Origin of the sequence: Micromonospora sp. NBC_01412, from assembly GCF_045040215.1 — a bacterium.
GTDB classification, from domain to species: Bacteria; Actinomycetota; Actinomycetes; order Mycobacteriales; family Micromonosporaceae; genus Micromonospora; species Micromonospora rubida.
On sequence record NZ_CP109528.1, the window covers coordinates 2,934,726 to 2,960,883 of the forward strand.

At 73.1% G+C, this 26,158-nt stretch carries 23 protein-coding genes and 1 pseudogene; 22 read left to right on the forward strand and 2 right to left on the reverse strand.

From position 1 onward, the window contains the following. Positions 1 to 21 precede the first annotated feature (21 nt). From OG617_RS13420 to OG617_RS13460, 9 genes are all read left to right on the forward strand, one after another. On the forward strand, positions 22 to 738 hold the full coding sequence (locus tag OG617_RS13420) for a DUF5701 family protein (protein ID WP_405103676.1): 717 nt from the start codon (positions 22 to 24) through the stop codon (positions 736 to 738). 191 nt (positions 739 to 929) lie between these two features. After that, positions 930 to 3,020 (forward strand): carboxypeptidase-like regulatory domain-containing protein, encoded by a 2,091-nt coding sequence (locus OG617_RS13425; protein WP_405101774.1) that lies wholly within the window; start codon positions 930 to 932, stop codon positions 3,018 to 3,020. Positions 3,021 to 3,169: 149 nt separating this feature from the next. Continuing rightward, complete coding sequence (locus OG617_RS13430) at positions 3,170 to 3,847, forward strand: response regulator transcription factor (protein ID WP_405101776.1); 678 nt, start codon at positions 3,170 to 3,172, stop codon at positions 3,845 to 3,847. Next, positions 3,844 to 4,902 (forward strand): ATP-binding protein, encoded by a 1,059-nt coding sequence (locus OG617_RS13435; protein WP_405101778.1) that lies wholly within the window; start codon positions 3,844 to 3,846, stop codon positions 4,900 to 4,902. The genes OG617_RS13430 and OG617_RS13435 overlap by 4 nt, the downstream gene beginning before the upstream one ends. 101 nt (positions 4,903 to 5,003) lie before the next feature. Continuing rightward, a complete protein-coding gene (locus OG617_RS13440; RefSeq protein WP_405101780.1) occupies positions 5,004 to 6,860 on the forward strand; it encodes a DUF4153 domain-containing protein in 1,857 nt (618 codons plus the stop codon). A 143-nt stretch (positions 6,861 to 7,003) separates the two neighbouring features. Further along, positions 7,004 to 7,408 carry a hypothetical protein gene (locus tag OG617_RS13445; protein ID WP_405101782.1) on the forward strand — a complete coding sequence of 135 codons (405 nt, stop codon included), beginning with the start codon at positions 7,004 to 7,006 and terminating at the stop codon, positions 7,406 to 7,408. Position 7,409: 1 nt separating this feature from the next. Then, the gene (locus tag OG617_RS13450) at positions 7,410 to 9,068 is read left to right on the forward strand and encodes a cation acetate symporter (protein WP_405101784.1); all 1,659 of its coding nucleotides are present in this window, start codon (positions 7,410 to 7,412) and stop codon (positions 9,066 to 9,068) included. A 140-nt stretch (positions 9,069 to 9,208) separates the two neighbouring features. Then, positions 9,209 to 9,973 carry an ABC transporter ATP-binding protein gene (locus OG617_RS13455; RefSeq protein WP_396676756.1) on the forward strand — a complete coding sequence of 255 codons (765 nt, stop codon included), beginning with the start codon at positions 9,209 to 9,211 and terminating at the stop codon, positions 9,971 to 9,973. Next, positions 9,958 to 11,646: an ABC transporter permease gene (locus OG617_RS13460; protein WP_405101787.1), complete on the forward strand. Its 1,689-nt coding sequence runs from the start codon at positions 9,958 to 9,960 to the stop codon at positions 11,644 to 11,646. Before OG617_RS13455 ends, OG617_RS13460 begins: the two co-directional genes overlap by 16 nt. Before the next feature lie 66 nt (positions 11,647 to 11,712). Here the strand turns inward: OG617_RS13460 and OG617_RS13465 are convergent, their stop codons facing one another. Then, positions 11,713 to 11,967 carry a hypothetical protein gene (locus OG617_RS13465; RefSeq protein ID WP_161688624.1) on the reverse strand — a complete coding sequence of 85 codons (255 nt, stop codon included), beginning with the start codon at positions 11,965 to 11,967 and terminating at the stop codon, positions 11,713 to 11,715. Between the two features lie 80 nt (positions 11,968 to 12,047). Here OG617_RS13465 and OG617_RS13470 point away from each other — a divergent pair, with 80 nt between their 5' ends. From OG617_RS13470 to OG617_RS13530, 13 genes and pseudogenes are all read left to right on the forward strand, one after another. Beyond that, entirely contained in the window at positions 12,048 to 12,542 is a 495-nt protein-coding gene (locus tag OG617_RS13470) for an SRPBCC family protein (protein ID WP_405101789.1), read from the forward strand. 82 nt (positions 12,543 to 12,624) lie between these two features. Next, positions 12,625 to 13,179, forward strand: a pseudogene (locus tag OG617_RS13475) (flavin reductase family protein); the annotation flags it as partial. 223 nt (positions 13,180 to 13,402) lie between these two features. Next, positions 13,403 to 13,807: a DUF485 domain-containing protein gene (locus tag OG617_RS13480; RefSeq protein ID WP_396676752.1), complete on the forward strand. Its 405-nt coding sequence runs from the start codon at positions 13,403 to 13,405 to the stop codon at positions 13,805 to 13,807. Then, a complete protein-coding gene (locus OG617_RS13485; RefSeq protein ID WP_405101792.1) occupies positions 13,785 to 15,458 on the forward strand; it encodes a cation acetate symporter in 1,674 nt (557 codons plus the stop codon). The genes OG617_RS13480 and OG617_RS13485 overlap by 23 nt, the downstream gene beginning before the upstream one ends. A 101-nt stretch (positions 15,459 to 15,559) precedes the next feature. Then, positions 15,560 to 16,537, forward strand: coding sequence for an NAD-dependent epimerase/dehydratase family protein (locus OG617_RS13490; RefSeq protein WP_405101794.1), 978 nt, complete (start codon positions 15,560 to 15,562; stop codon positions 16,535 to 16,537). Positions 16,538 to 16,614: 77 nt separating this feature from the next. Next, on the forward strand, positions 16,615 to 17,865 hold the full coding sequence (locus tag OG617_RS13495) for an LCP family protein (protein WP_405101796.1): 1,251 nt from the start codon (positions 16,615 to 16,617) through the stop codon (positions 17,863 to 17,865). A 221-nt stretch (positions 17,866 to 18,086) separates the two neighbouring features. Continuing rightward, positions 18,087 to 19,274, forward strand: a complete 1,188-nt coding sequence (locus tag OG617_RS13500) for an LCP family protein (RefSeq protein WP_405101798.1) — start codon at positions 18,087 to 18,089, stop codon at positions 19,272 to 19,274. A gap of 230 nt (positions 19,275 to 19,504) precedes the next feature. Further along, entirely contained in the window at positions 19,505 to 20,443 is a 939-nt protein-coding gene (locus OG617_RS13505) for an LCP family protein (RefSeq protein WP_405103678.1), read from the forward strand. 78 nt (positions 20,444 to 20,521) lie between these two features. Continuing rightward, a complete protein-coding gene (locus OG617_RS13510) occupies positions 20,522 to 20,857 on the forward strand; it encodes a rhodanese-like domain-containing protein (RefSeq protein ID WP_396676859.1) in 336 nt (111 codons plus the stop codon). A gap of 11 nt (positions 20,858 to 20,868) precedes the next feature. Then, complete coding sequence (locus OG617_RS13515; protein WP_396676747.1) at positions 20,869 to 21,657, forward strand: glycerophosphodiester phosphodiesterase; 789 nt, start codon at positions 20,869 to 20,871, stop codon at positions 21,655 to 21,657. A gap of 98 nt (positions 21,658 to 21,755) precedes the next feature. After that, positions 21,756 to 23,210 carry an ATP-binding protein gene (locus tag OG617_RS13520; protein WP_405101800.1) on the forward strand — a complete coding sequence of 485 codons (1,455 nt, stop codon included), beginning with the start codon at positions 21,756 to 21,758 and terminating at the stop codon, positions 23,208 to 23,210. Positions 23,211 to 23,250: 40 nt separating this feature from the next. Continuing rightward, a complete protein-coding gene (locus OG617_RS13525; RefSeq protein ID WP_405101802.1) occupies positions 23,251 to 23,703 on the forward strand; it encodes an ATP-binding protein in 453 nt (150 codons plus the stop codon). 106 nt (positions 23,704 to 23,809) lie between these two features. Then, on the forward strand, positions 23,810 to 24,694 hold the full coding sequence (locus OG617_RS13530; RefSeq protein WP_405101804.1) for a DUF5926 family protein: 885 nt from the start codon (positions 23,810 to 23,812) through the stop codon (positions 24,692 to 24,694). A gap of 64 nt (positions 24,695 to 24,758) precedes the next feature. On the opposite strand, the gene OG617_RS13535 is transcribed toward OG617_RS13530, so the two are convergent. Beyond that, positions 24,759 to 25,997 (reverse strand): arginine deiminase, encoded by a 1,239-nt coding sequence (locus OG617_RS13535; RefSeq protein WP_405101806.1) that lies wholly within the window; start codon positions 25,995 to 25,997, stop codon positions 24,759 to 24,761. Between the last annotated feature and the right edge of the window lie 161 nt (positions 25,998 to 26,158).

Here is a 26,158-nt window from a genome sequence, read left to right on the forward strand (position 1 = left end):
CGGGAGGCCACCGTGACCGTCATGGACCGCACCACCGACACGGACCGCACCACCGACCTGGACCGAACCGCCGTCATCGAACCCGGGGGCTTCGACCCCGGCGCCGAGTTCGACCGGCAGGGCGCCAACCTCGTCCGCCTCGGCTACCCGGCCCTCGCCGGCTGGACCGTCGACCGGTTCACCGAGCTGGTCGCGCCGCTGCGGGCCGCCGCCGTGGCCGGCGCGGCCGAGCTGCCGCCGCCGACCGAGGCGCGGGTGCCGTTCCTGCTCGTGATCACCCGCGACCTGGTGCCCGTGCCGGACCGCCTCGCGCTGACCACCCTCGCCGGCAAGCGCAGGCCCGGCTTCATCGACAAGAACTTCCCCCTCGCCGACCTGCCGAGGTTCGAGCCGGTCAAGGAGCTGGGCCTACCGACTGGGCCGGCGTACCTGCTCTTCGACGTCGACCGGGGGGAGGAGTTCCGCAACGTGACGCCCGCCGCCGCCGTGGACGCGATGGCGGCCGTCGGCCGACTGCCGATCACCATCGACGAGGGGATCGCCCTCGTCACCCAGTTCCCGGCCGCGCTGGCGAGCAACCGGTGCTTCTCGCTGGTCGGGTCGAGGTGCGGCGACCGCCGGGTCCCCGCGTTGTGGATCAGCCAGGGCGCGCCGAAGCTCGGCTGGTGCTGGCACGGCAACCCGCACACCTGGCTCGGCTCCGCCTCCGCCCGCCCGGAACGGATCGGCCTGGGCTGAAGCGCCGGCCGCCGTCCCGACTCGACCAGACGTAGGAGTCACGGCGCAGTCACGCCACCGGCGACGCTTTTCCCGATGACGCATCGATCGTCGCTCGCCTATCCTGCTGCTACCGATTCCGGCACGGGGGCAGGGTCGGTGCGGGCGGAGCCTGCCGTGGACCGCCCCCACCCCCTCACGTTTGGACGCAGATGCGCCTTCCCCCCATACGTCGCGCCGCCCTCGTGGGCGTCGTCGTCGGTGCCGTCGTGCTATCCGGGGCGACCCCGGCGCTGGCGGCGGAGACCGGCACGATCAGCGGGCGGCTGACCACCAGCAGCGGAGCCGCTGCCGCCGAAATCGGTCTCGTGATCTACCCCAGCGGCAAGTACGAGCACGTCGGCGGGGCCCGCACCGACAGCGCCGGCGACTGGACCGTCACCGGGCTGGTCCCCGGCCGGTACACGGTCATGTTCTTCTCGCCCGGCCCCGACCAGTACTACCGGCAGACGACGAACCTGTCGGACGCCGAGGAGGTGATGGTCACCGCTGGCGGGACCGCCAGGGCCGACGATCAACTCCTGGCGCTCGGTTCCCTCAGCGGGCGGATCACCGACGCGGCGGGTCAACCGGTCGTCGACCTCCTCGTCAACGCCACCGAGGTGGACACCTACAGGTGGGGCGGCGGGCGGACCGATGAGGACGGGCGGTACAGCATGAGCGTCCTGCCCGGCACCTATAATCTCGCCTTCGAGCCCGTCGAGGGCTCCTCCCAGACGCAGTACGTGCCGGGCAAGCTCGACCGGGATGACGCCGGCCGGTTCCAGGTCGGCGCCGACGCGGACACCGTGGTCGACGACACGGTGCTGCCGACCGGCAGCCTCTCCGGCCGGTTCACCACCGCGTCGGGCGAGCCGCTGGCCTCCGTCGACGTCTCGGTGAACACCGTCAACTGGTGGAGCGGGGTCGACGCGCAAACCGACGCGACGGGGGCCTTCGCGGTCCCGACGCTGCTCGCCGGCTCCTACAAGGTGGGCTTCACCGCCGGTTCCCGGCAGCAGTACTACCGGGGCAAGCTCGACCACGAGAGCGCCGACGTGGTGGTGGTGCGGGGCGGGCAGCAAACCACCATCGAGGACAGCCTGCTCGGCACCGGGTCCGTGCGGATCTCCGCGGTGAACTCGGTCACCGGCGCGCCGGTGACCGACTTCTGCGTGGAGTCCGAGGAGACGTGCAGCCGAGGCACCGGCCACGTCACCATCACGGGCCTGCCGCAGGGCCGGCACGACCTCTTGCTGTACGACCCGGACCGGTCGTACTACTCCCGCCAACTCCTCGATGTCCGGGTGATCGCCAACCAGACCACGACGGTCGCCCCGAAACTGCGTCCCGGGGCCGTGATCGCCACCACCGTCGTCGACGGGGCCACCGGCAGGCCGGTGTCAGGGGTCTGCGTGGACGCCTTCCTGAACAAGCAGGCCGAGTTGGTCGACAGCCCCAGCAGGTGCAGTGACCGCGCCGGGGACATCCGGATCGGGCCGCTCGTGGGCGGAAACTACCGGCTGTTCGTCTCCTCCATCGGCGAGTCGGCGTACGGCCGGCAGTGGGTGGGCGCCACGGGCGGCACCGGTGACGAGCGGGAGGCGGCGACGGTCAGCGCGACCGTGGGCTCGGTCGCCGACGGGCCGCAGGTCCGGCTGGACCGGGCCGGCCGGGTCGACGGCACGGTGACCGACGCGGTGACCGGCGAGCCCGTCAAAGGGATCGACGTCTCCGTGCTGACCGGTAACCCCTCGCTGGGCGCGACCGACGCGACGACCGACGACGACGGTCGGTACAGCCTGGAACGGCTCGGGCCGTACGCCTGGCCGCTGGTGTTCGGCGGCAAGACGTACGCCACCCACTGGTCGGGGCAGGCGGTCAGCCGGTTCACCGCCACCCCGGTGACGGTGACCGGGGGCGGCACCGCCACCCACGACACCACCATGCGCCGGGGCAGCACGGTCACCGGCACGTTCACCAACCCCGGCGGCGTGGCGTTCCGCGACGGCCAGGTGGTCGCCCACAGCGCGGCCACCGGGGACGTGGCGGGCTTCAGCCTGCTCTCCGACGGCCAGTTCACCATGCCGGTGACCGGCACGCAGCGAATCTTCCTCTCCTACGAGGCGACCTTCGGCGACGCGGAGGACGAATACTCGGGCCGGTATCTCGCGACCGGCGAGGACGGCGTCCGCAGGCTGGCGTTGTTCACCGTGCCGGCGACCGGCACGCTCGCCGTGGACCTGGTCGTCCCGACGAGCTGAGCGGGGCACGTCGCGGGGCCGGTGGCGCGCTACCACCGGCCCCGATCCGCGTTTTCCACCGGGTTATCCACAGGGTGTGGAGAGTTCTCCACAGGTTGTTCACAACGCGCCCCACCGTTCTCCACGGCCCCTGCCTACAGTCACATCCCATGAGGGAACGCAGGGTGCTGGTGGTCGAGGACGAGCGGACGATCGCCGAGTCGGTCGCCACCCGGCTGCGGGCCGAGGGCTTCACGGTGGAGATCGCCGGGGACGGGCCCACCGCCGTGGACCGGTTCCGGACGTGGCGGCCCGATCTCGTCGTCCTCGACGTCATGCTGCCGGGCTTCGACGGCCTGGAGGTGTGCCGGCGGATCCAGGGCGACCGGCCGGTGCCCGTCCTCATGCTGACCGCCCGCGACGACGAGACCGACCTGCTCGTGGGGCTGGCCGTCGGGGCGGACGACTACCTCACCAAGCCGTTCTCGATGCGGGAGCTGGCCGCCCGGGTACACGTGCTGCTGCGCCGGGTCGAGCGGGCGGCTGCCGCCGGGCCCGCCACGCTGGCGGTCGGCCACGTCGAGATCAACCAGGCCGAGCGCCGGGTGCTGCGCGACGGCGTCGAGGTGCACCTGACCCCCACCGAGTACGACCTGTTGGTGCACCTCGCCGGCCGGCCGCGCGCGGTGCTGCCCCGGGAGCGGCTGCTCGCCGACGTGTGGGGCTGGGCGGAAGGCGGCGGCACCCGGACGGTCGACAGCCACGTGAAGGCACTGCGCCGCAAGCTCGGCGCGGACCTGATCCGCACCGTGCACGGCGTCGGCTACGCGCTGGAGACACAGTCGTGACCGAGCGCCTCGTGACGTGGCTGAACCGGGTGCTGCCCCGGCCGCTCGACCCGGTCCGCTCGATCAAGGTGAAGCTGGGCGTCCTGCTGGTCATCTCGGGCGCCGCCGGCCTGTCCTACTTCTGGTACGCCATCGGCTGGCTGCCCCCGATGACCTCGGCGACGGCGATCGGCCTGGCCCTGCTCACCTCGCAGGTGCTCGCGCACGGGATGACCTCGCCGCTGCGGGAGATGACCGCAGCGGCCGGGGCGATGGCCCGGGGCGACTACTCCCGGCGGGTCCGGGCCACCTCCCGTGACGAGGTCGGCGAGCTGGCCCACGCGTTCAACAAGATGGCCGCCGACCTCGCCGCGGCCGACCAGCGCCGGCGGGAGCTGATCGCGAACGTCTCGCACGAGCTGCGTACGCCGATCACCGCGCTGCGGGGGGTGCTGGAGAACCTGGTCGACGGCGTCGCCCCGACCGAACCGGCCGCGCTGCGCACCGCGCTGGCCCAGACCGAGCGGCTCAGCCACCTCGTCGCCGACCTGCTCGACCTGTCCCGGCTGGACGCCGGGGTGGTGCCGCTGCGCCGGACGCAGATCGACGTCGCCGAATTCCTCGACGAGGCCGTGGAACACGCGGCGGCGACCGCCGCCGGGGTCGGGCGGGACGTCCGCTTCCGGCTCGACCCGCTGCCGGCCCCGCTGACCGTGTACGCGGACCCGGCACGGCTGCACCAGGTCTTCGCAAACCTGCTGGACAACGCCGCCCGGCACAGCCCGGCGGGCGGAACGGTGCTGGTCAGCGCGGAGGAGCGGGACGGCCACCTGCACTTCGAGGTCACCGACGAGGGCGAGGGCATCCCGGTAGCCGAACGCTCCCGGGTGTTCGAGCGGTTCACCCGGGGCGACCGGTCGCCGGGCGGTGGGACCGGGCTGGGCCTGGCGATCGCGCGCTGGGTGGTGGAGCTGCACGGCGGTGCCATCGCCGTCCTGGATTCCGGCCTGCCCCACCCGAGCTCCCACCCCGGCTGCCGCATCCGGGTGTCCCTCCCCCACCCCACGCACCCCTGACCTTCCTCTCTTCCCTTCCTTCCTCTCCCCTCGGCGTCGATCAAGGAGTTGCGGTGCCCGACATGAGCGACAAATCAGCAAACGTATTCCACCGCGAGCCCATGATCGACGGGAAGGAGGCGGCCGGAACCGGGCAGCAGGCCGTGCTGACGGACGGCGGGGGGCAGGCCGCCCCCGGAGCCCCCCGGGCAGGAGTGCCGCCACAGGCAGGAGTATGGCCGCAGACGGGGATACCGCCACAGGCAGGAGTGCGGCCCCGGCCGCCGTCCTTCTTCGAGCGGCGATGGCCCGGGCCGAACGGGCCGGCCCGGCCCGTGGTGCTCGGCGCGGTGGCCGTGGCCGCCGGGGTGGCGGCGTTCTTCGTCCCCTTCGACCGCCCCGGGCTCGGCTGGCTGGTGGCGGTGCTCGCCGCGACCGCCGCGCTCGTCACGGCCGCCACGGGACGCCGGGATCCCGCACCGGACGGCTCGACGCCCGGCCCGGCGTCCGATCCACCGCCCGGCACGATGGTCCGTCCGGAGGTGGCTGCCGGCACCGACGTCTCCCCCGAGACGACCGCCCGAACCGGGGCGGCTGCCGGGTCCGCCGGCCGTCCCGACGCCACGGGGGCGCCGGGGCGGGCGGCGGACCAGGCCCCGGGCCGGGCTGCGGATCGGGCCGCGGATCGGGCGGAGGGCCGGGTCCCGAGGTGGGCACCGGACCGGCTGGTCTGGGCCGTCGCCACCATCGCGCTCGTCTCGGTCGGGTACGTCCGCGCGGCCGGCTGGCTCTTCGTGCTCTGCCTGCTCGCCGCCGTGGTCACCGGCATCCTCGCCGTGGCGGGTGGCCGGACGCCGCTGGGCATGCTCACGGCCGCCTGGATCACCCCGGCGGCCCCGTTCCGGGCGCTCCCCTGGGCGGGACGTGGGCTGCCCCGGTCCGGCCCCGGCGGGTCGACGGTCGGGCGCGGCCTCGCCACCGTCGCCGCCTCGGTGGCGCTGCTGCTCGTCTTCGGCCTGCTCTTCTCCTCGGCCGACGCGGCCTTCGCCGACCTGGTGACGGGCCTGCTGCCCGAGGTGTCGGTGGGCGCGACGATCGGCTGGCTGTTCCGCTGCGCGCTGATCGGCGCTGGCCTGCTCGGCGCGGCGTACCTGCTGGCGGCGCCCGCCGACCTGGGCGGGCTGCGGGCCGCCCCGGCCCGGCCCGTGCGCCGGCTGGAGTGGGTGGTGCCGCTGGCCCTGCTCGACGCGCTGTTCGCCGCGTTCGTGCTGGTACAGCTCACCGTGCTGTTCGGCGGCTCCGCCCACGTGCGACGCACCGCCGGCCTCAGCTACGCCCAGTACGGCCGCGGCGGCTTCTGGCAGCTGCTCGCGGTCGCCGCCCTCACCCTGCTGGTGATCGCCGGAGCCACCCGTTGGGCGCCCCGGGCCACCCGAGCCGACCGGCTCCTGTTCCGGCTCCTGCTCGGCACGCTCACCGCGCTCAGCCTGGTCGTGGTCGTCTCGGCGCTGTACCGGATGCAGGTGTACGCCGACGCGTACGGGGCGACCCGGCTGCGGCTGATGGTGGCCGCCGTCGAGCTGTGGCTCGGGGCGCTGTTCGTACTGGTCGGCGTGGCCGTGGTGCGACTGCGGGCCGGCTGGCTGCCGCAGCTGGTGGTGGGTACGGCGGTGCTCGCCCTGCTCGGGTTGGCGGCCCTCAACCCGGACCGGCTGATCGCCGAGCGCAACGTCGACCGGTACCGGCTGACCGGAATGATCGACGTGCAGTACGCCTCCCGGCTCTCCGCCGACGCGGTGCCGGCGCTGGACCGGCTGCCCGAGCCGCTGCGCTCCTGCGCGCTGCGGTACATCGCCATCGAGCTGCCGGTCGACCACGTCCGGACGGCTAACCTGGGCCGGGCGGCGGCCCGTGACCTGCTGGACCTGTCGCCGACAGGCACGACGGCCCTGAGCTGCCCCACCTTCCGCCGAGGGTGAGGCCCGACCCGCGGACGGCCCGATGGACAGCGGCCCCGTGCGACGGACGGCCACCGCACGAACGCCCTTGACAATCCCGTCGATCGGGCGAGACTGCCGGGGTGGGTGCACCCGACGATCCCGTACCGCCACCCCGGGCCCCGGTGACCCGAAGTGAGGCGTCGGGCCGGACGCCGGTCGCGCCGGGCCGGACCCGGGTCGTGCTGGCCGAGGTGTCCCGCCGGGAGCCCGGGGCGGACCGGGCCCGGGCCGAGCTGACCCAGCAGACCCGGGTGGGTGAGGCGCTGGTCCGAGGGCTGGTCCGGGCCCAGCTCGCGTTGGCGCTGCGGCTGAGCCTGGTGGTGCTGATCGGGCTGGGCGGTCTGCCCTGGCTGTTCGCCATCGCGCCGGCGGTCGGCCGGGTCACCGTGTTCGGGGTGAACCTGCCCTGGCTGCTGCTGGGGGTGGCGTCCTTCCCGTTCCTGATCACGGTCGGCTGGGCGTACGTGCGGCTGGCGGAGCGCAACGAGCAGGACTTCACCGACCTGGTCCAGCGGCCGGAGCGCTGAGATGGGCAACGGGTACGTCGTCCCGGCGATCGTCGCGGTCACCCTGGTCACCGTCGGGATCGGCTTCTACGGGCTGCGGCTGGCCCGGACCACCTCCGACTTCCTGGTCGCCTCCCGCTCGGTCAGCCCGACCTGGAACGCCGCCGCGATCGGCGGGGAGTACCTGTCGGCGGCGAGCTTCCTCGGCGTGGCCGGGCTGATCCTCAAGTACGGCGTGGACGTGCTCTGGTACCCGGTCGGCTTCGCCGCCGGCTACCTGGCGCTGCTGCTGTTCGTGGCCGCGCCGCTGCGCCGCTCCGGCGCGTTCACCCTGCCCGACTTCTGCGAGCTGCGGCTCGGCTCGCGCCGGCTGCGCACCCTGGCCACCGTCTTCGTGATCTTCATCGGCTGGCTGTACCTGGTGCCGCAGCTACAGGGGGCGGGGCTGACCCTGGCCACGCTGACCGGCGCGGCGTACCCGGTCGGGGCGGTGCTGGTGGCGGTGGTGGTCACCGCGAACGTGGCGCTGGGCGGGATGCGCGCGATCACCTTCGTCCAGGCGTTCCAGTACTGGCTGAAGCTCACCGCGCTCGCCGTACCCGCGATCTTCCTGGTGTTGCAGTGGCAGGCCGACGCCCGCCCGGCGGTGACCCCGCCCGACGGGCCGGCGTTCCGGACCGCGACCACCGTCGTGGTCGAGCACCGGGCGACCCTCACCCTCCCCGACGGCGACGCCCGCGAGGTACGCCCCGGCGACCGTCTCGACTTCGCGGCCGGCGACCCGGTGCCGCAGGTCTCCGGCACGGCCACCGACGCCGCCGACTGGCTGCTGCCGGACACCGCCGGGGACGACGACCGGGGGCTGTTCGCCACGTACTCGCTGATCCTGGCCACGTTCCTGGGCACCATGGGGCTGCCGCACGTGCTCGTCCGGTTCTATACCAACCCGGACGGCGCGGCGGCCCGACGCACCACCCTGGTGGTGCTGGCCCTGGTGGGCGCGTTCTACCTGCTGCCCACCCTGTACGGGGTGCTGGGCCGGATCTACACCCCACAACTGCTGGTCACCGGGCAGACGGACGCGGTGGTGGTGCTGCTGCCCGGGGCGGCGCTCGGGGACGGCACGACCGGCCGGCTGCTCGCCGCGCTGGTCGCCGCCGGGGCGTTCGCCGCGTTCCTGTCCACCTCGTCCGGGCTGCTCACCAGCGTGGCCGGGGTGATCTCCACGGACGTGCTGGGGCGCGGCTCGGTACGCGGCTTCCGGCTGGCCACGGTGATCGCGGGCGGGGTGCCGACGGTGCTCGCGCTGAACGTCTCGGGGCTGGACGTCTCCCAGGTGGTGGGGCTGGCCTTCGCGGTCGCCGCGTCCAGCTTCTGCCCGCTGCTGGTGCTGGGCATCTGGTGGCGCGGCCTGACCGACGTGGGCGCCGCAGCCGGGGTGCTGGTGGGCGGCGGCGCGGCCGTCGGGGCGGTGCTGCTGACGGTGCTCGGGCCGCCGCTGTCCGGCTGGCCGGCCACACTCACCACGCAGCCGGCCGCCTGGACCGTCCCGCTCGCCTTCACGGTCATGGTCGCGGTGTCGACGGCGACCCGCCGCAGGCTCCCCGCCGACGTCGCCGGCACCATGCTCCGCCTGCACTCCCCCGAGGCGCTCCGCGCCGAGGGAAGGTCCCCTTCCTGACGCCCGCCGTGGAGGGGGAGGGTGTGCTTCCCCTGGACGGCCCGGTCAGCCGTGCGCCGGACCCCCTCCTACCAGGGGAGGAGGCCGGGCTCGTCCCGTGGCGGGAGCGATCACTCGTCCCGGCCGGATACCGTCGGACCATGACTGATGAGCACCCCGCGCTCGCGCTGCGTGGCCTCGCCAAGCGGTTCGACGGCAAGGTGGCGGTGGCCCACGTCGACCTCGACGTCCCGGCCGGCTCGTTCTACGGGCTGCTCGGCCCGAACGGCGCCGGCAAGACCACCACCCTGTCCATGGCGGTCGGGCTGCTCCGCCCGGACGCGGGCGGGGCGTGGGTGCTCGGGCACGACGTGTGGGCCGACCCGGTACGGGCGAAGCAGCTCCTCGGTGTGATGCCGGACGGCGTACGGCTGTTCGACCGGCTCACCGGGGCGGAGCTGCTGGCGTACCACGGTCTGCTGCGCGGCATGGACCCGGCGGTGGTCGACCAGCGGGCGGCGGAGCTGCTCGACGTGCTCGCCCTCGGCGACGCCGGCCGGACCCTGGTGGTGGACTACTCCGCCGGCATGAAGAAGAAGATCGGCCTGGCCTGTGCGCTGCTGCACGGGCCCCGGCTGCTGGTGCTCGACGAGCCGTTCGAGGCGGTCGACCCGGTGTCGGCGGCGCTGATCCGGGACATCCTGCACCGGTACGTCGTCGGCGGCGGGACGGTGGTCTTCTCCAGTCATGTGATGGAGGTCGTGGAGCGACTCTGCTCACATGTGGCGATCCTCGCCGAGGGGACGATCAAGCAGGTCGGCACCCTCTCCGAGGTGCGCGGCGACCGCTCGCTGGAGGACGTTTTCGTCGAGGTGGTCGGCGGGCGCACCGCGACGGGCGAGGAGTTGGCGTGGCTGTCGCGGTGACCGCGCCCGCCGAGCGGGCCCGACCGGTCTCGGCCCGGCACTTCGTGCGGCTCAAGCTGCGGGTGATGGGCAACAACTTCCGCGGCCAGGGCTGGCGGATCGCCATGTTCGTGGGCGGCGTGGTCGCCGGGCTCTGGTTCGCCGCCACCGGGTTCTTCCTGCTGGCCGCCCCCGGGCTGGCCGGCGAGCCGAAGTACGCGCTGATGGTCGCCGCGTTCGGCGGGGGCCTGCTGGTGCTCGGCTGGCTGCTGCTGCCGCTGGTCTTCTTCGGCGTGGACGAGACGCTCGACCCGGCCCGGTTCGCCCTGCTGCCGCTGTCCCGGCGCACCCTGGTCACCGGGCTGTTCGCCGCCGCACTGGTCAGCGTCCCGACGGTGGCGGTGCTGATCGCGACCCTCGGACTGGTGCTCACCGCCGGCATGCTGGGCGGATGGGCGGCGGCGCTGGTCGCGGCCGTCGGGGTGGCCGCCGGGCTGCTCCTCTGCGTCGCCGCGAGCCGGGCGGTGACCAGTGCGTTCGCCACGATGCTGCGGTCGCGGAGGGTACGCGACCTGGCGGCCGTGCTGTTGGCGGTGCTCGCCGCGCTGCTGGGCCCGCTGCAGATCCTGGTGCTGGCCGCCGTGCGGCAGGCCGACTGGGACCGGCTGGCCGGGGTGGCCCGCATCGTCGGCTGGACCCCGTTCGGCGCCCCGTGGACGGTCGGCATCGACGTGGCCGAGGGGCGGGCGTGGGCGGCCCCGCTGAAGCTGCTGATCACGGCGGCGGCCATCGGGGCGCTGCTGTGGTGGTGGTCCCGGTCGTTGGAGTCGGCGATGGTGGGGGCGGCCGGCGGGGGCACGGCGAAGGTCCGCCGCGGCCCGGTCGGCGGCGCGGTGGCGCAGCTCTTCCCCCGGGCTCTCGGCTGGGCCCGGCGGGACCGGTTCGGCGCGCTGGTCGCCCGGGAGTGCCGCTACTGGTGGCGGGACGCCCGGCGGCGGGCCAACCTGATCACGATCGCGGTGATCGGGATCTTCGTGCCGGTGATGGTCAACTTCGGCGGGGCGAGCTTCTCCACCGCCGACGGGATGGAGTTCGCCGCCCCGAACTCCTCACCGGTGCTGGCCAGCCTCTCGGTGATCTTCGTCGGGGTGCTCGCCTCGGTCACCCTGGCCAACCAGTTCGGCTTCGACGGCAGCGCGTACGCGGCGAACGTCGTCGCCGGGGTGCCGGGCCGGCTGGAGCTGCGCGCCCGGGCGGCGGCGTTCTCGGTGTACGTGCTGCCGATCCTGGCCGTCGTCGCGGTCGTCCTGGCGGTGGTGCTGGGCCGGCCGGCGTGGCTGGGCCTGTTGGCCGGCACCCTGCTCGCCTCGTACGGGGTGGGGCTGGCGATCAACGCGCTCATCTCGGTGCTCGGGGCGTACTCGCTGCCGGAGACGAGCAACCCGTTCGCGATGAACAGCGGGGCCGGGTTGGCGAAGGGTCTCCTCACCCTGCTGTCGATGATCGGCTCGGCGGTCGCCGCGGTGCCGATGGTGGTCGCGGCGGCGCTGCTCGGCGACGTCTGGCTCTGGCTGGCCCTGCCGCTGGGCCTCGCGTACGGCCTGGGCGCCACGCTGCTCGGGACCTACCTGGCCGGGGACGTGCTCGACCGGCGGGCCCCCGAGCTGCTGACGGCCGTGACCCCGCGCCGCTGACGACCCGCCCCGCTGATGTCCCGCCCCGCCCGGCGGTGACCGTCAGCGGCGGCGTGGGAACGCGGGTCAGCGGCGGCGCAGGAACGCGTAGAGGAACTGGTTCCGGCTGACGTCGGTGACGTTCACCAGCTCCCACCCGAACTGGGACAGGTACTCGACGCCCTCCATCAGCCGGGTGACGCCGCTGTTCGTCATGCCGGGGCGGGCGAGCAGCGCGAGGTGCCGGTGGGGGTAGGCCCGCAGGTCCACCTCGTTGCGGGCCAGGGCGTCGACGTCGAGTACGCGGGTCTGGGCGAGCTTCTGCGGCGTCACTGGGGCCATGCCCGGCACGATAAGTCCCCCGCGCACGCGCCGCCGGCCGTCCTCAGGCGTGAGTTGGCGGGTGGCAGCACAATGGGCCGATGCCTGTCGTCGAGTCAATGGTCACCGTCCCGGTGCCGCCCGAGCTGGCCTTCGCGGTGTCGCAGACCGTCGCACCGGTGCGCTACCGCTGGGACCCGTTCGTCCGCGAGCAGCACTTCACCGACGGAGCGACCCGCCCCGGCAAGGGCGTGCGCACGTTCACCCGGTCCCGGCACGGCCTGACCATGGTCAGCGAGTACGTCTCCTTCGCCCCACCGAGCCACGTCGGGATGAAGATGGTCCGGGGCCCGTGGTTCTTCGAGATGTTCGCGGGCGGCTGGCGGTTCGCGCCCGGCCCGGAGCCGGGCACGGCGGTCGCCACCTGGCGGTACAGCTTCCGCTGTCGGCCGGCGTTCCTGCGCCCGGTCGCCGACCGGATCGGGGTGTGGCTGCTGACCCGGGACATCCGCCGCCGGATCGCCGGGTACGCCGCCGGCTGCACCGACCCGGAGGTCCTGGCTGCCGCCCGCCACTCCCTCACCACCGACGACTGAGTTTCCTTGATCGTCTGCCGAAAATGAGACGCACGCGGCGTGTCGTCCTCCGTTCTCCGCAGACGATCATGGGCAACTGGGCTGGGCGCGCGCCCGGGGCGGCACAATGTTTCACGTGAATCATCAGCCGGGCGCCGAGATCCACCACACCGACCCGTTCGCCATACCCTCCGGGCAGAAGTCCCCGGCCCGTCGCCTGCGGGGCCGCCTCGCGGCTCCGGTGACGCTCTGGACCGCGCCCGGGCCGTCCGGCCTGACGGTGTCGTCCACGCTGGTCGCCGAGGGTGAGCCGGACCGGCTGCTCGGCCTGGTCGACCCGGAGTCGGACCTGTGGGCGGCGGTCGAGGAGGCGGGACGGTTCGCGGTCGCGCCGCTGGGCCCGGCGCACCGGCAGCTCGCCGACCGGTTCGCCGGCCTGTTCCCGTCGCCGGGCGGCCTCTTCGCCACCGGCGGCTGGACCGACACGGAGTACGGCCCGGTCCCCGCCGACGCCGGCGGCTGGGCCGGCTGCCGGCTCGACACCGCCCGCGAGTACGGCTGGGCGCTGCTGGTCGAGGCCACCATCGAGGCCGTCACCCTGACCGAGGAGACCACCCCCCTCCTGCACTACCGGGGCCGGTACCACGAGCTGACCTGAGCGGCCGGGCCGTGTCGGCGACTCGGGCGGGGAGGTCGCCACGCCACCGACGTGGGCGTTGACCACCGGCCGCCGGTCACCGGAGTGACGTGGGTCACTTGGCGCAGGCAGGCGACCGTTCGGCGCAGTGGGCGACCAGGGTCGGCCCACCTCTTCCCGGGCGAGGGGCGCGGTTCCTACCGTGCGCGAAACTCCCCACGCCTGTGAAGGTGGTGATCCACAGATGTCCACGGACACACCCGCGCCGGACGCGCCGTCGCCGGCCGCGCCGGAGACGGCGACCTCGGCCGCGTCCGCCGCTGACCGGTACCTCGCCGTGCAGCGGTCGGACGAGTTCGTCGGGTTGCGTCGCGCGCTGCGCGGCTTCGTCTTCCCGATGACCGTCGCGTTCTTCCTCTGGTACGCGCTCTACGTGATCCTGTCCGCGTACGCACGGGACTTCATGGGCACGCGGCTGTTCGGCAGCCACATCAACGTCGCCCTGGTCTTCGGGCTGCTCCAGTTCGTCTCGACTTTCCTCATCGCCTGGCTCTACTCCCGATTCGCCGACCGGCGGCTCGACCCCGTCGCCGACCGGATCCGCACCGAGATCGGGGAGGTGACCCGTGAACACGGTCCTCGCGGCTGAAGCGGGCGGCAGCACCGCCCGCAACCTGACCATCACCCTGTTCCTGGTCTTCGTGGCGATCACCCTCGCCATCACCGTCTGGGCCAGCCGGCAGACCAAGACGGCCACCGACTTCTACGCCGGTGGCCGGTCCTTCTCCGGCTTCCAGAACGGCATGGCGATCGGCGGCGACTACATGTCGGCCGCGTCGTTCCTCGGCATCGCCGGCATCATCGCCCTGTACGGCTACGACGGCTTCCTCTACTCGATCGGCTTCCTGGTCGCCTGGCTGGTGGCGCTGCTGCTCGTCGCCGAACTGCTGCGCAACTCCGGCCGGTACACGATGGCGGACGTGCTGGCGTTCCGGATGCGTCAGCGCCCGGTCCGGACGGCGGCGGCGGTCTCCACGATCACCGTGTCGATCTTCTACCTGCTGGCCCAGATGGTCGGCGCGGGCGCGCTGGTGGCGCTGCTGCTCGGCATCAAGCCCGGCACCACGTTCCTCGGCATGGACGCCGACACCGCCAAGATCGCCACGATCATCATGGTCGGCGCCCTGATGATCATCTACGTCACCGTCGGCGGCATGAAGGGCACCACGTACGTCCAGATCGTCAAGGCGTTCCTGCTGATGACCGGCGCGCTCGTGATGACCCTGCTGGTGCTGGCGAAGTACAACTTCAACCTGTCGGCGCTGCTCGGCGACGCCGCCGCGTCCTCCGGCAAGGGCAGCGCCTTCCTCGAACCGGGCCTGCGGTACGGCGTCGAGGTGGCCGGAAACGCCACGCAGACGTTCTACAACAAGGTCGACCTGCTCTCGCTCGGCATCGCACTGGTGCTCGGCACGGCCGGCCTGCCGCACATCCTGATCCGCTTCTACACCGTGCCGACCGCGAAGGCGGCCCGCAAGAGCGTGCTCTGGGCGATCGGCATCATCGGCGCGTTCTACCTGCTCACCCTCGCCCTGGGCTTCGGCGCGGCGGCGCTGGTCGGCGGCAAGGACATCGTCGCGCAGGACAAGGCCGGCAACACTGCCGCGCCGCAGCTCGCCGAGGCCCTCGGCAGGGAGTTCTTCGGCGGCGACCTCGGCGGGGCGACCCTGCTGGCGATCATCGCGGCGGTCGCCTTCGCCACCATCCTGGCGGTGGTCGCCGGGCTCACCCTGGCCTCGTCGTCCAGCCTCGCGCACGACTTCTACGCCAACGTGGTCAAGAAGGGGCAGGCGTCGGAACGCCAGGAGGTCCGGGTGGCCCGGCTCTCGGCCCTGGTCATCGGCGCGGTGTCGATCGCCCTGTCGATCTACGCGCAGAGCCTGAACGTGGCCTTCCTGGTGGCGCTGGCGTTCGCGGTGGCCGCCTCGGGCAACCTGCCGGCGATCCTCTACAGCCTGTTCTGGAGGCGGTTCAACACCTCCGGCGCGGTCTGGTCGATCTACGGCGGCCTGCTCGCCGCGGTGCTGCTGGTGTTCTTCTCGCCGGTGGTCTCCGGGGCGCCGACCTCGATGTTCCCGGACCACGACTGGCACTGGTTCCCGCTGTCCAACCCGGGCATCCTCTCCATCCCGTTCGGCTTCCTGTGCGGGTGGATCGGCACGGTGATCTCGAAGGAGCACGACGAGGAGAAGTACGCGGAACTGGAGGTGCGGGCGCTCACCGGCGCCGGCGCGCACTGAGTCGGACCCGCTCGGCACCGCACCCGCCGAGCTGTCGAGGGGCCCCCGCCACGCCCGAGGCATTGGCCGGGGGCCCCTCCTCACCTCTGTAGGCTGGCCGTATGAAGGTTGCTCCGCGCTTCGGCCCCGGTCACCGTGTCCTCGTCACCGGCGGCGCCGGCTTCGTGCCGTCGCACCTGGTGGACTCCCTCGTCGCCCGCGGCTGCACAGTGGTGGTGCTGGACAACTTCGTCACCGGCTCCAAGGACAACGTCGCCCACCTGCTGGAGAAGCCGACCTTCACGCTCGTCGAGGCGGACATCTCGGACGGGCTGCCGACCCACCACCCGGCGCTGGCCGAGCGGTTCGACGCGATCCTGCACATGGCCTCCCCGGCCAGCCCCACGGACTTCGCCACCCTGCCGGTGGAGATCCTCCGGGTCGGCTCGGTGGGCACCCTGCACCTGCTGGACCGCGCGGTCGCCGACGGGGCCCGGTTCCTGATGGCCTCCACCTCCGAGGCGTACGGGGACCCGAAGGAGCACCCGCAGCGCGAGACGTACTGGGGCAACGTCAACCCGATCGGCGTGCGCAGCGTCTACGACGAGGCGAAGCGGTTCTCCGAGGCGGCCACGATGGCGTACCACCGGTACCGGGGGCTGGACGCCGCGATCGTGCGGATCTTCAACACGTACGGCCCGCGGATGCGGCCGGACGACGGCCGGGCCATCCCGACGTTCATCTCCCAGGCGCTGCGCGGCGAGCCGATCACGGTGCACGGCACGGGCAACCAGACCCGGTCGATCTGCTACGTCGAGGACCTGGTGCGCGGCATTCTGCTGCTGCTCGACTCGACCGAGACCGGCCCGGTCAACTGCGGCACCGAGCACGAGTTGACCATGCGGCAACTTGCCGAGTTGATCGTGTCACTCTCCGAAAGCACGTCGCAGGTGACGTACGTCACCCGGGCCGCCGACGACCCGGAGATGCGCCGGCCGGACCTCACCCTCGCCCGTGAACTGCTCGGATACGAGCCGTCCGTGGCGCCCGAGGACGGCCTCCGACGCACCATCGAGCACTTTCGCGCGCGGCTAGGGTAACCGCCCGACGGGCCACGCCCCGCCGGGCGACCTGCGCTTCGGCACGACACTCGACGGGGCTACGTACCCTCGGGTACATGTCAGCGACCACTCCCGCCGGCGTCCCGCTCCCGCACCTGCGTCGCAGCGCCGGACGCGCCTCGGTCCCCGGCCCCGGCCAGGGCTCCCCGGGACGCGCCCGCGTGTCCGACGCCCAGTGGCCCCCCGCGCCCGGCGACCGGTCGCCGGGCGGCGGCTTCGGCGGGCCAAGCGGCCCGGGTGGGCCCACCGGCCCCGGCGGGCCGAACCGTCCCGGCGGGCCGAGGCGACCTGGCGGGCAGGGGCCGCGTTGGCGCCGGATCGCCCTGGTGGCCGGCGTGGCGGCGCTGGTGCTCGCGCTGCTCGGCGGTGCGGGCGCCTGGCTCTACACCAGCAACCTCAACGACGATCTGGCCCGCACCGACCCGTTCTCGGAGCTGACGGGCGGTCGCCCGGCCAAGGCGGTGAACGGCGCGCTGAACATCCTGCTGGTCGGCAGCGACTCGCGGGACCCGGACGCCCCGGTGGACCAGCAGAGCCAGTGGCGAGCGGACACGATCATCGTCATGCACATCCCGGCCGACCACAAGTCCGCCTACCTGGTCTCCGTCCCCCGCGACCTGTACGTGCCGATCCCCGAGAACGCCCAGTCGGAGTGCGGCACGGGCCAGCGGGCGAAGATCAACGCGGCGTTCGCGTTCGGCGGCCTGCCGCTGGCCGTGAAGACGGTGGAGTGCTTCACCGACGTGCGGATCGACCACGTGCTGGCGATCGACTTCGCCGGCTTCAAGCAGGTCACCGACGCCCTCGGCGGGGTCGACCTGAAGGTGGAGCGCTCGGTCACGTCGATCCACAAGCCGTTCCGGAAGTTCACCAAGGGCACCATGCACATGAACGGCGCCGAGGCGCTGGACTGGATCCGGCAGCGCAAGCAGTTCCCCGACGGCGACTTCGCGCGGATGCGCCACCAGCAGGAGTTCCTGAAGGCGCTGATGAACAAGGCTGCCAGCACGGGGACGCTGACCAAGCCGAAGAAGCTGAACGCCTTCCTCCAGTCGGTGACCGACGCGGTCACGGTGGACCAGGGATTCTCGCTGGTCGACATGGCATTGCAGTTCCGCAGCCTGCGCGGGGACAACCTGATTTTCGTCACCAGCCCGAACTCGGGCAGCGACACGATCAATGGTGAGTCGGTGGTGGTCTCCGACCGGGAGAAGGCCCTGGGCATGTACCAGGCCATGTCGGCGGACACGATGGCCGACTGGGTGAAGGCCAACCCGCCGGCCGCCGGCACGGGTAACGGGAACTGACGCACGGCACCCGTTACTTCGACAGACGTCATCGCCGGTCGGCGGTAGAGCCCCCTTCGCCGGGGGTCGAACCGCCGACCGGTCGCATCGATCTGGACGTTCGGGCAATTCCCAAAGGCGACGGCCGGGAGAACGGCAAATAACCGCGTGACGAACTCGCCTTGACGGGAAGCGGTACGTACAGTGGTCCCGCCCCCCTCAAAACGCGAGCTGGAGCACGCATGCCGGTTCAAGCCAGCCGTCGCCCCCCGTCGCTGGAGCCCGTCGGCGCAGCCGCACGGGTCCCGTCGCAGCCCCGCCGTGGCGGCAAGCGCCCCGGCGGCCCCGCGAAGAAGCGGGCCCGCCGCAAGGACCCCCTCTGGGCGCGTCTCACCGTGGTCTTCGGCGCGGTGCTGATGCTGACCAGCGGCATCGCCATCGTGGGCAGCAAGGCGCTCATCGACCAGGCCACCGGCAACATCGCCCAGCGCAACCTGCTCGGCGACGCCGGCAAGTCCGACGCCGAGGGCGGCGCGAACCTGGAGGGCCCGATCGACATGCTGCTGCTCGGCGTGGACGCGCGCGAGCGCTGGGCCGCCGACGACGTCCGGGCGGACAGCATCATCGTGCTGCACATCCCCGCCTCGCACGACCAGGCGTACCTGATCTCGATCCCGCGCGACACCGAGGCGGAGATCCCGGGCCACGGCTCGGACAAGATCAACGCTGCGTTCCAGTTCGGCGCCCAGAACGGGGCCGGCTGGGAGGGGGGTGCCCAGCTCATGGCTAAGACGATCAAGAAGATGACCGGGGTCAGCTTCGACGGCGCGGGGATCATCAACTTCGGCGGCTTCAAGAAGGTCATCGACACTCTCGGCAGCGTGCGGATCTGCGTCTCCCAGGAGGTCAAGTCGCACCACATGTCGTACGTCGACGGCAAGCCGATGTGGAACGCCGACGCCAAGAAGACCGGCAAGAAGATGACCCCGGTGTTGCACAAGAAGGGCTGCCGGGAGATGGAGGGCTGGGCGGCGCTGGACTACTCCCGCCAGCGCTACGGCCTGGACAGCGGCGACTACGACCGCCAGCAGAACCAGCAGCAGCTCATCAAGGCGATGGCGAAAAAGGCGACCGAGAACGGCATGCTGACCAACCCGGTGAAGCTCAACGGGCTGATGAAGGCGGCCGGCAACGCCCTCGTGCTGGACACCGGCGGGGTGCCGATGATCGACATGATCTTCACCATGCGCGGGGTCACCGGCAACGACCTGACCATGCTGCGGACCAACGGCGGAACCTTCCACGCGAACGCCGCGGGCACCAAGGAGGCGCTGAGCCCGCAGAGCATGGAGATGTTCCAGGCGATCAAGAACGACAAGCTCGCCGAGTTCGTGTACGCCAACCCGGACGTGCTGTCGACCCGCAAGTAGCCGTCCGGCCCGCGGGTAGCCGTCCCACCTGCGGGTAAACCGTCCCGCCTGCGCGAAAGCCGCCCGTCGGCCCGGTCGCCCCAATAGCCTGACGTGAGAAGGTTTCACGTTCGGCGACGGGGGGCGTCACGACCAGGTCGGGGGAAGCCGGGCGGGGGCGGCGCGAGCCGGCCCGTCGGCGCGTACCCCGGTGGAGCCGGGCCCTCCTCGGGGCCGGCCTGGCCCTCACCCTGCTGGCCGCCGCCGCGGTGGCCGGGCTCAAGATCCTGAGCCACCGGTACGAGCGCACGGTGACCCGGGAGCAGCTGCTCGACCCGGATGCCCGGCGGGACCGGACCGACCTCGACGACGCGCTGAACTACCTGCTGGTCGGCTCGGACCGGCGGCCCGGCGCCACCGGGGACGACCAGCGGTCGGACACCGTCCTCGTGGTGCACGTGCCGGCCGGCACGAAACGGGCGTACCTGATCTCCATTCCGCGCGACCTGCTGGTGGCCATCCCGCCCGCGCCGAACGGTTGGGCCGGCGGCAGCGACAAGATCAACTCTGCGTACGAGCACGGCGGCGGCGGCGAGGCCGGGGTCCGGCTGCTCTCGGCCACCCTCGCCCGGCTCACCGGCCTGCGCTTCGACGGGGCCGCGCTGATCGACTTCGCCGGGCTGCGGCAGGTCATCGACCTGCTCGGCGGGATCCGGATGTGCGTCGACACCGAGGTCCGCTCGATCCACACCAGGACCCTGTTCCCCGTGGGCTGCCAGCAGATGAACGGCGCCCGGGCGCTGGACTACGTCCGCCAGCGGTACGACCTGCCCGGCGGCGACTACGACCGGCAGCGCCACCAGCAGCAGCTCCTGAGGGCGATGCTGGACCGGGCCGGCGAGACGAACCTGCGACGCGACCCGGTGCGGCTGGACCGGCTGATCCGGGCGGTCGGCGCGTCGCTGACCGTCGACACCAACGGGGTGCCCCTGGAGGAGTTGGCGCTCACCCTGCGGGACCTGCCCCCGGAAGCGCTGACCGGCGTGCAGGTCCCCTCCCACCCGGAGACCATCGACGAGGTCTCCTACGTGGTGCTCGATGGCGGGGGGAACGGCCTGTTCGACGCAGCCCGCGGCGAGCGGATGCCCGACTGGGCCCAGGCCAACCCCCGGTGGATCACCCGGCTCTGACCGCGTCACGGGCCCGGTCGCATCTCTTCCGCACGTCGCCCGCAGGTTCGGGCCGGCGAGGATCTAGGCTTGGTGACCGTGTTCGGACCCCAGGTTCCCACCGTGCCCGTGACCGAGATCGCCGACGACACCTACCTGCTCGACGTACGCGAGGACGACGAGTGGACCGCCGGGCACGCGCCCGACGCCCACCACCTGTCGATGACGGAGCTGCCGGCCCGGCTGGCCGAGGTCCCGACCGATCGTGAGGTGGCGGTGATCTGCCGCTCCGGCGGCCGGTCGGCGCAGGTGGTGGCCTACCTGATGAACAACGGCTGGGACCAGGTGCGCAACGCCGACGGCGGGATGCGCCAGTGGGCCGCCGTCGGGCGACCCGTGGTCGATACAGAAGGGCGGCCAGGCCAGGTCATCTGAGAGCGACGGGCATGGATCCCCTCGTCTTCGCCCACCGAGGGGCGTCGGCCGACCTGCCGGAGCACACCCTCGCCGCGTACCTGCGGGCCCTCGACGAGGGCGCCGACGGGCTGGAGTGCGACGTCCGGCTGACCCGCGACGGCCACCTGGTCTGCGTGCACGACCGGCGGCTGGACCGGACCAGCAACGGCACCGGCCTGGTCAGCGCCCGCACGCTCGCCGAGTTGGAAGCGCTGGACTTCGGCTCCTGGCACCCGGGCTGCGCCCCGTCGGACGGCGACGAGCCGCCCGACGAGTCGCACACCCGGCTGCTCACCCTGGAACGGCTGCTGGACGCCGTGCTGGCCGCCGGCCGGCCGGTCCGGCTGCTGATCGAGACGAAGCACCCCTCCCGGTACGGCCGGGACGTCGAGCGCCGCCTGGTGGCCCTGCTGCGCCGGTACGGCCTGGCCGAGCCCGGGCCGGACAGCCCGGTCCGGGTCACCGTGATGTCCTTCTCCCCACTCGCCGTGCGCCGCGTCCACGACCTGGCCCCCGGCCTGCCCACCGTGCTGCTGCTGGACGTGCTGCCGCGCTGGCTGCCGCCCGGCCGGCTGCCGTCCGGCACCCGGATCGCCGGGCCCGGGGTCGGGCTGGTGCGGTCCCGCCCTCGGCTGTTGCCCACGCTGCGGGCCGCCGGCAACCAGGTGTACGTCTGGACCGTCAACAAGCCCGCCGACCTGGAACTGGTGCTCGACGCGGGAGTCGACGGGATCATCACCGACCGGCCGGCCCACACGCTGGCCCGGCTGGGCCGGTGAGTCCCCGGGGCGGAATGACCCGCTGGCTCAGCGGCGCCGGCTGGATGTCTGAACAGCCAGGGGTGCCAATGGAGGGTTCGGCGCGGCACACTCGGGACATGCCGGAGCGCACCGACCTCGCCGCTCTCATCGTCGGCCATGGCAGGGTGATCGAAATGATCAACTCTGGTGAGGCCGGACTGCCGGTCCTGAACCGGCTGCTCCAGGTGGTGCTGCCGGCCGTCGGGGCGGCCAGCACGGCGTTCGTGGAGTTCGCGCCCAAGGGCGGCCGGGTGATCGCCGCGACCGAGGACGCCGAGTGGGCCGTCGGCCGCCCGGTGTCGCCCACCGACCCCGCGACCGTCTGCCTGCTCTCCGGCGCCCGCGTCCGCGACATCCGGGTGGACCGGATCCCCGGCCCGATCGGCGAGGAGCTGATCGACCGAGGGCTGCGCCGGATGGTGGTCGCACGCGCCGAGATCGGCGGGCTCACCGTCGGCAGCCTGCACGCCTTCTACCTCGACCACGACGAGTCGACGGCCGTCGGGCAGCACGAGGTGCTGGCGTACATCGCCGCCTGCATCGCCCACATGTACGGCGACCAGACCGGCCTGCCGGTGCACGGCGACGGCCCGGTGGTGGCGGCGCTGGCCGACGGGCTGGCCGTGGTCGACCGGGGCGGCCACGTCCGGCTGTGGAACCCGGCCGCCGCCGAGGTGACCGGCCTCTCGGCCGCCGAGGCGCTGAACCGTCCGCTGCCGTTCCCGCTCCCCCCGTCCGGTCAGGTCCTCGACCACCGGCTGCCGGACGGCCGCTGGCTGAAGATCACCTCGGGGGAGCTGCCCGGCCCGGGCGGGCTGTGGGTGGTCACCTTCCGGGACATCACCGACCAGCAGCTACGCGACCAGGACCGGGACCTCTTCGTCGCGGTCACCAGCCACGAGCTGCGCACCCCGGTCACCGTCATCAAGGGGTACGCGGACACCCTCACCGACCACTGGGACTCGCTGACCGACGTCGACCGGCGGCACGCCGCCCGGGTCATCGGGCAGCGGGCCAACGAGCTGGCCCGGCTGGTCGACCGGCTGCTCGCCTCCGCCACCGAGGGACGCCCCGGTGAGCCGCTGGCCCCGTTCGACCTCGGCGACGCGCTCCGGTCGGCGGTGGCGGACCTGCCCGCGGACCTGCGCCGCCGGATCGTGCTGGACGTGCCGGCCGGCCTGCCGAAGGCGGTCGGCGAGCGGCAGAGCCTGGCCACGGTGCTGACCGAGCTGGGCACCAACGCCGACAAGTACTCCCCGCCCGACTCCCCGATCGAGATCGCCGCCACCGGCAACGACCAGACCGTGTCGTTCCGGGTCAGCGACCGGGGCATCGGCATCCGGCCGGAGCACGTGGAGCGGGCCTTCGACCGGTTCTGGCAGGGGGAGTCCGGCGACCGCCGGGGCTACCCGGGCGCCGGGCTCGGCCTGTACCTGGTCCGCCGGATCGTCGAGCAACAGAATGGCTGGGTATCCCTACGGCCGAGGGCAGGTGGCGGTACGGTCGCAGAGGTGCGGCTGCCGCGTGCGTGAACGCGGCCGGGCCGCCACCTGGAAGGCGTGAAGGAGCGCGGTGACCTCAGGGCCGGACGAGCGGTCGTGGTGCGTGGTGGTGCCGCACCACCCGACCGGCGCGCGCCTGGCCCGGCACCGGCTCGCCGACGAGCTGGCCGGCCTCGTCCCCGCGATGCTGCTGGCCGACCTGGTGGCCGTCCTGGCCGAGCTGGTCGGCAACGCGATCCGGCACGCGGAGCCGCTCCCCGGCGGGGTGGTCCGGGTGGCCTGGCGGCTGGGCCCGGCCACCGGCGACGAGCGCCTCGTCCAGCTCCGGGTCACCGACGGCGGGGCGGGCACCGGGCCCCGGATGCGGGCCGCCAGCCAGGACGCCGTCGACGGCCGGGGCCTGCACATCGTCTCCGGCCTGGCCAGCCGCTGGGGCGTCGACCGGGACGGCCTCGGGCAGAGCGTCTGGGCCGAGTTCGACCCCGCCGGCACCCCCAGCGCTGGCCTCGTCGCCACCGGCTGACCCCCGTCCCGCCGAGCGGGACGGCCGGGGTCCGCGAGGGCAGGCCGGGGTCCACGAGGGCGGGCCGGGTCCGCCGCCTCCGGTGGGGCCTCTAGGCTGATTCGCCGTGAGCAAGCGTCGAAAGAGCCAGCGGGCCTCCGAAGCCACCCCCAAGCGGGAGAAGGTACGGGACGTCTTCGTCCCCCGACCGTTCGAGGGGCTGACCGACGAGCCGAAGTGGATCGCGCTGCGCGAGCTGGTCCCGGCCGCGTCCGCGCCCCTGCGACTCGTCCCCGAACTGGTCGAGGAGCACGGCGACCGAGCCGTCACCCTGGCCACCGTGCTGCCCATGGCGGCCCCGGCGATGACGAAGGCCGACGGCCGGGTCTTCATCGGCCTCCAGCGCCACCAGCAGTCCGGCGACGTCTCCCGGGACCTGGCCGAGGCGCTGCTCTGCGCGCTGCGCGCCGAGCCCGGCAAGCCGGTCACGGTGCCGCCGCTGCCGGGCCTCGGCCCCCGGCTCCAGGACATCCTGGTCGACGGGCCGCTGGACGTCACCATGCACGAGGGCTTCGAGTTCTGGCTCGACCCGGGGGCCGCCGACGACCCGACCGTCCAGGCCTCGCTGGAGCGGGCCAACGCGGCGATCTACCCGACCGTGCGGCTCACCGCGGCGCGGGCCGCGTACTGGTGCCAGGTGCCGGAGAAGGCGCACGTGCGCTGGGTGCTCCCGGACGACGAGGACGCCGCCCTGGACGCGCTGGCCCGGCTGAGCGTTGCGGGCACGCTGCCCCTCGCCGGGAACACGAAGTTCGCCGGCATGTTCCGCGCGCACGGCCGCCTCGTGCCCGTCTGGGACCTGCCCGAGGACGTCCCGGCCGCCGACTGGGAGGAGCCGGTGACCGAGTTCGCCAAGCGCTACACCGAGGCACTGGAGACCGGCGAGGCGCTGGACGCGGCGGGCCGCCGGGCCCGGCACGGCCTGCTCGGCCGTCAGCTCACCCTCCGCTGAGGTCGCCCACGCCGGGCGTCGGAAGGGGCTCCTGTCGACGCCTGGCGCGGGCCGGGGCCCCTTCCTACCGGACGAGGGGTTCACGGACCATGGGTTCGCGAATGAGGGGTTCGCGGACCAGAGGGCAGGACATGCACCTCGGGCCGCCCCGGCCGGAGCCCAGCTCGGAGCCGGCGATCGGGATGACCTCGATGCCGGCCCGTTCGAGCTGGGCGTTGGTGCCGGTGTTGCGTTCGTAGCCGACGCACAGCCGGGGGGCCAGCGCGAGGGTGTTGTTGCCGTCGTCCCACTGTTCCCGCTCGGCGGTGACCGGGTCGAGGCCGGTGTCGATGACCCGGAGCTGGTCGAGGTCCATCGCGTCGGCGGCGGCACGCAGGAACGGCGCGGGCCCGTCCACCCGCAGCTCGCCGTCCGGCCCGGCCACCACCGTGTACGCGGCCAGGGTGCTCGCCACGTTCGCGTACATCAGCACGGCGTCGACGTCGACCATCGTGCAGATCGTGTCCAGGTGCATGGTGGCCCGTTCCTGGGCGATCGGGACGACCAGGATGGTGTGCGCCAGCCCGGCGGCGAAGACCTGCCGGCCGAGCCGCTCCGCCCCGGCGGGCGTGGTCCGTTCGCCCACCCCGACCGCCAGCACCCCGGGGGCCAGCAGCAGCACGTCGCCGCCCTCCAGGTGCTCCAGCCCCGGGTGGTAGACGAACTCCGTGCCGACGAAGCGCGGGTGGTGCCGGTAGATCGCGTCGGTGATGGTGGTCTCCCGGCGGCGGGCCGGCATGGCCAGGCTGGTCACCCCGACCCGGTCCCCGATCCACAGTGAGGAGTCCCGGGTGAACAGCAGGTTGGGCAGCGGGTCGATGACGAACTCGTGCCGGTCCATCAGGGCGTAGACCAGCCCGCCCGGCCGCTCCTGGCTGATCCGCAGCTCCTCGTGGGCGAGCCCGGCGATGAGCACGTCGGAGAGGGCGGCCGGGTCGAGGTAGGCGAGGTGGTCGGCGACCCGCCGACGCAGGGTGTCGCCGAGCCGGGGCGAGCTGAGCACCTGCTCGGTCAGCTCGGCGCGGGCCTCGCCGACGGCCAGCGTCTCGGCCAGTAGGGTGGCGAGGTGGAGCACCTCCACCCCGCGTTCGCGCAGGGCGGCGGCGAAGGCGTCATGCTCCTCCTGCGCCCTTCCCACCCATGGGATAGCGTCGAAGAGGAGAGAGTCGTTGTTTCGCGGGGTGAGTCGAGCCAGTTCCGGCCCTGGTCGGTGCAGCAGCACCGTGCCGAGGCGGCCGACTTCGCTGTCCACGTAGTGGGTCACTCGGCCAAGGGTAGGGCAGGGTTTGGCGGCATCCGGTAAAACATCTGCGGATGAATATGGCATTCATCCGCACTCACTCCGGCGCTCCGACTTGCCGGGTACCCGGTATGTCGACGTAGGGTAGTGAGGACATAACTTCGAGGGACCTTTTGCCGGAGGTC

Coding starts and splice junctions, on each gene's coding strand:
- OG617_RS13420 (WP_405103676.1), top strand. CDS start 22: ATGGACCGCACCACCGACACGGACCGCACCACCGACCTGGACCGAACC.
- OG617_RS13425 (WP_405101774.1), top strand. CDS start 930: ATGCGCCTTCCCCCCATACGTCGCGCCGCCCTCGTGGGCGTCGTCGTC.
- OG617_RS13430 (WP_405101776.1), top strand. CDS start 3,170: ATGAGGGAACGCAGGGTGCTGGTGGTCGAGGACGAGCGGACGATCGCC.
- OG617_RS13440 (WP_405101780.1), top strand. CDS start 5,004: ATGATCGACGGGAAGGAGGCGGCCGGAACCGGGCAGCAGGCCGTGCTG.
- OG617_RS13450 (WP_405101784.1), top strand. CDS start 7,410: ATGGGCAACGGGTACGTCGTCCCGGCGATCGTCGCGGTCACCCTGGTC.
- OG617_RS13455 (WP_396676756.1), top strand. CDS start 9,209: ATGACTGATGAGCACCCCGCGCTCGCGCTGCGTGGCCTCGCCAAGCGG.
- OG617_RS13465 (WP_161688624.1), bottom strand. CDS start 11,967: ATGGCCCCAGTGACGCCGCAGAAGCTCGCCCAGACCCGCGTACTCGAC.
- OG617_RS13470 (WP_405101789.1), top strand. CDS start 12,048: ATGCCTGTCGTCGAGTCAATGGTCACCGTCCCGGTGCCGCCCGAGCTG.
- OG617_RS13480 (WP_396676752.1), top strand. CDS start 13,403: ATGTCCACGGACACACCCGCGCCGGACGCGCCGTCGCCGGCCGCGCCG.
- OG617_RS13490 (WP_405101794.1), top strand. CDS start 15,560: ATGAAGGTTGCTCCGCGCTTCGGCCCCGGTCACCGTGTCCTCGTCACC.
- OG617_RS13495 (WP_405101796.1), top strand. CDS start 16,615: ATGTCAGCGACCACTCCCGCCGGCGTCCCGCTCCCGCACCTGCGTCGC.
- OG617_RS13500 (WP_405101798.1), top strand. CDS start 18,087: ATGCCGGTTCAAGCCAGCCGTCGCCCCCCGTCGCTGGAGCCCGTCGGC.
- OG617_RS13515 (WP_396676747.1), top strand. CDS start 20,869: ATGGATCCCCTCGTCTTCGCCCACCGAGGGGCGTCGGCCGACCTGCCG.
- OG617_RS13520 (WP_405101800.1), top strand. CDS start 21,756: ATGCCGGAGCGCACCGACCTCGCCGCTCTCATCGTCGGCCATGGCAGG.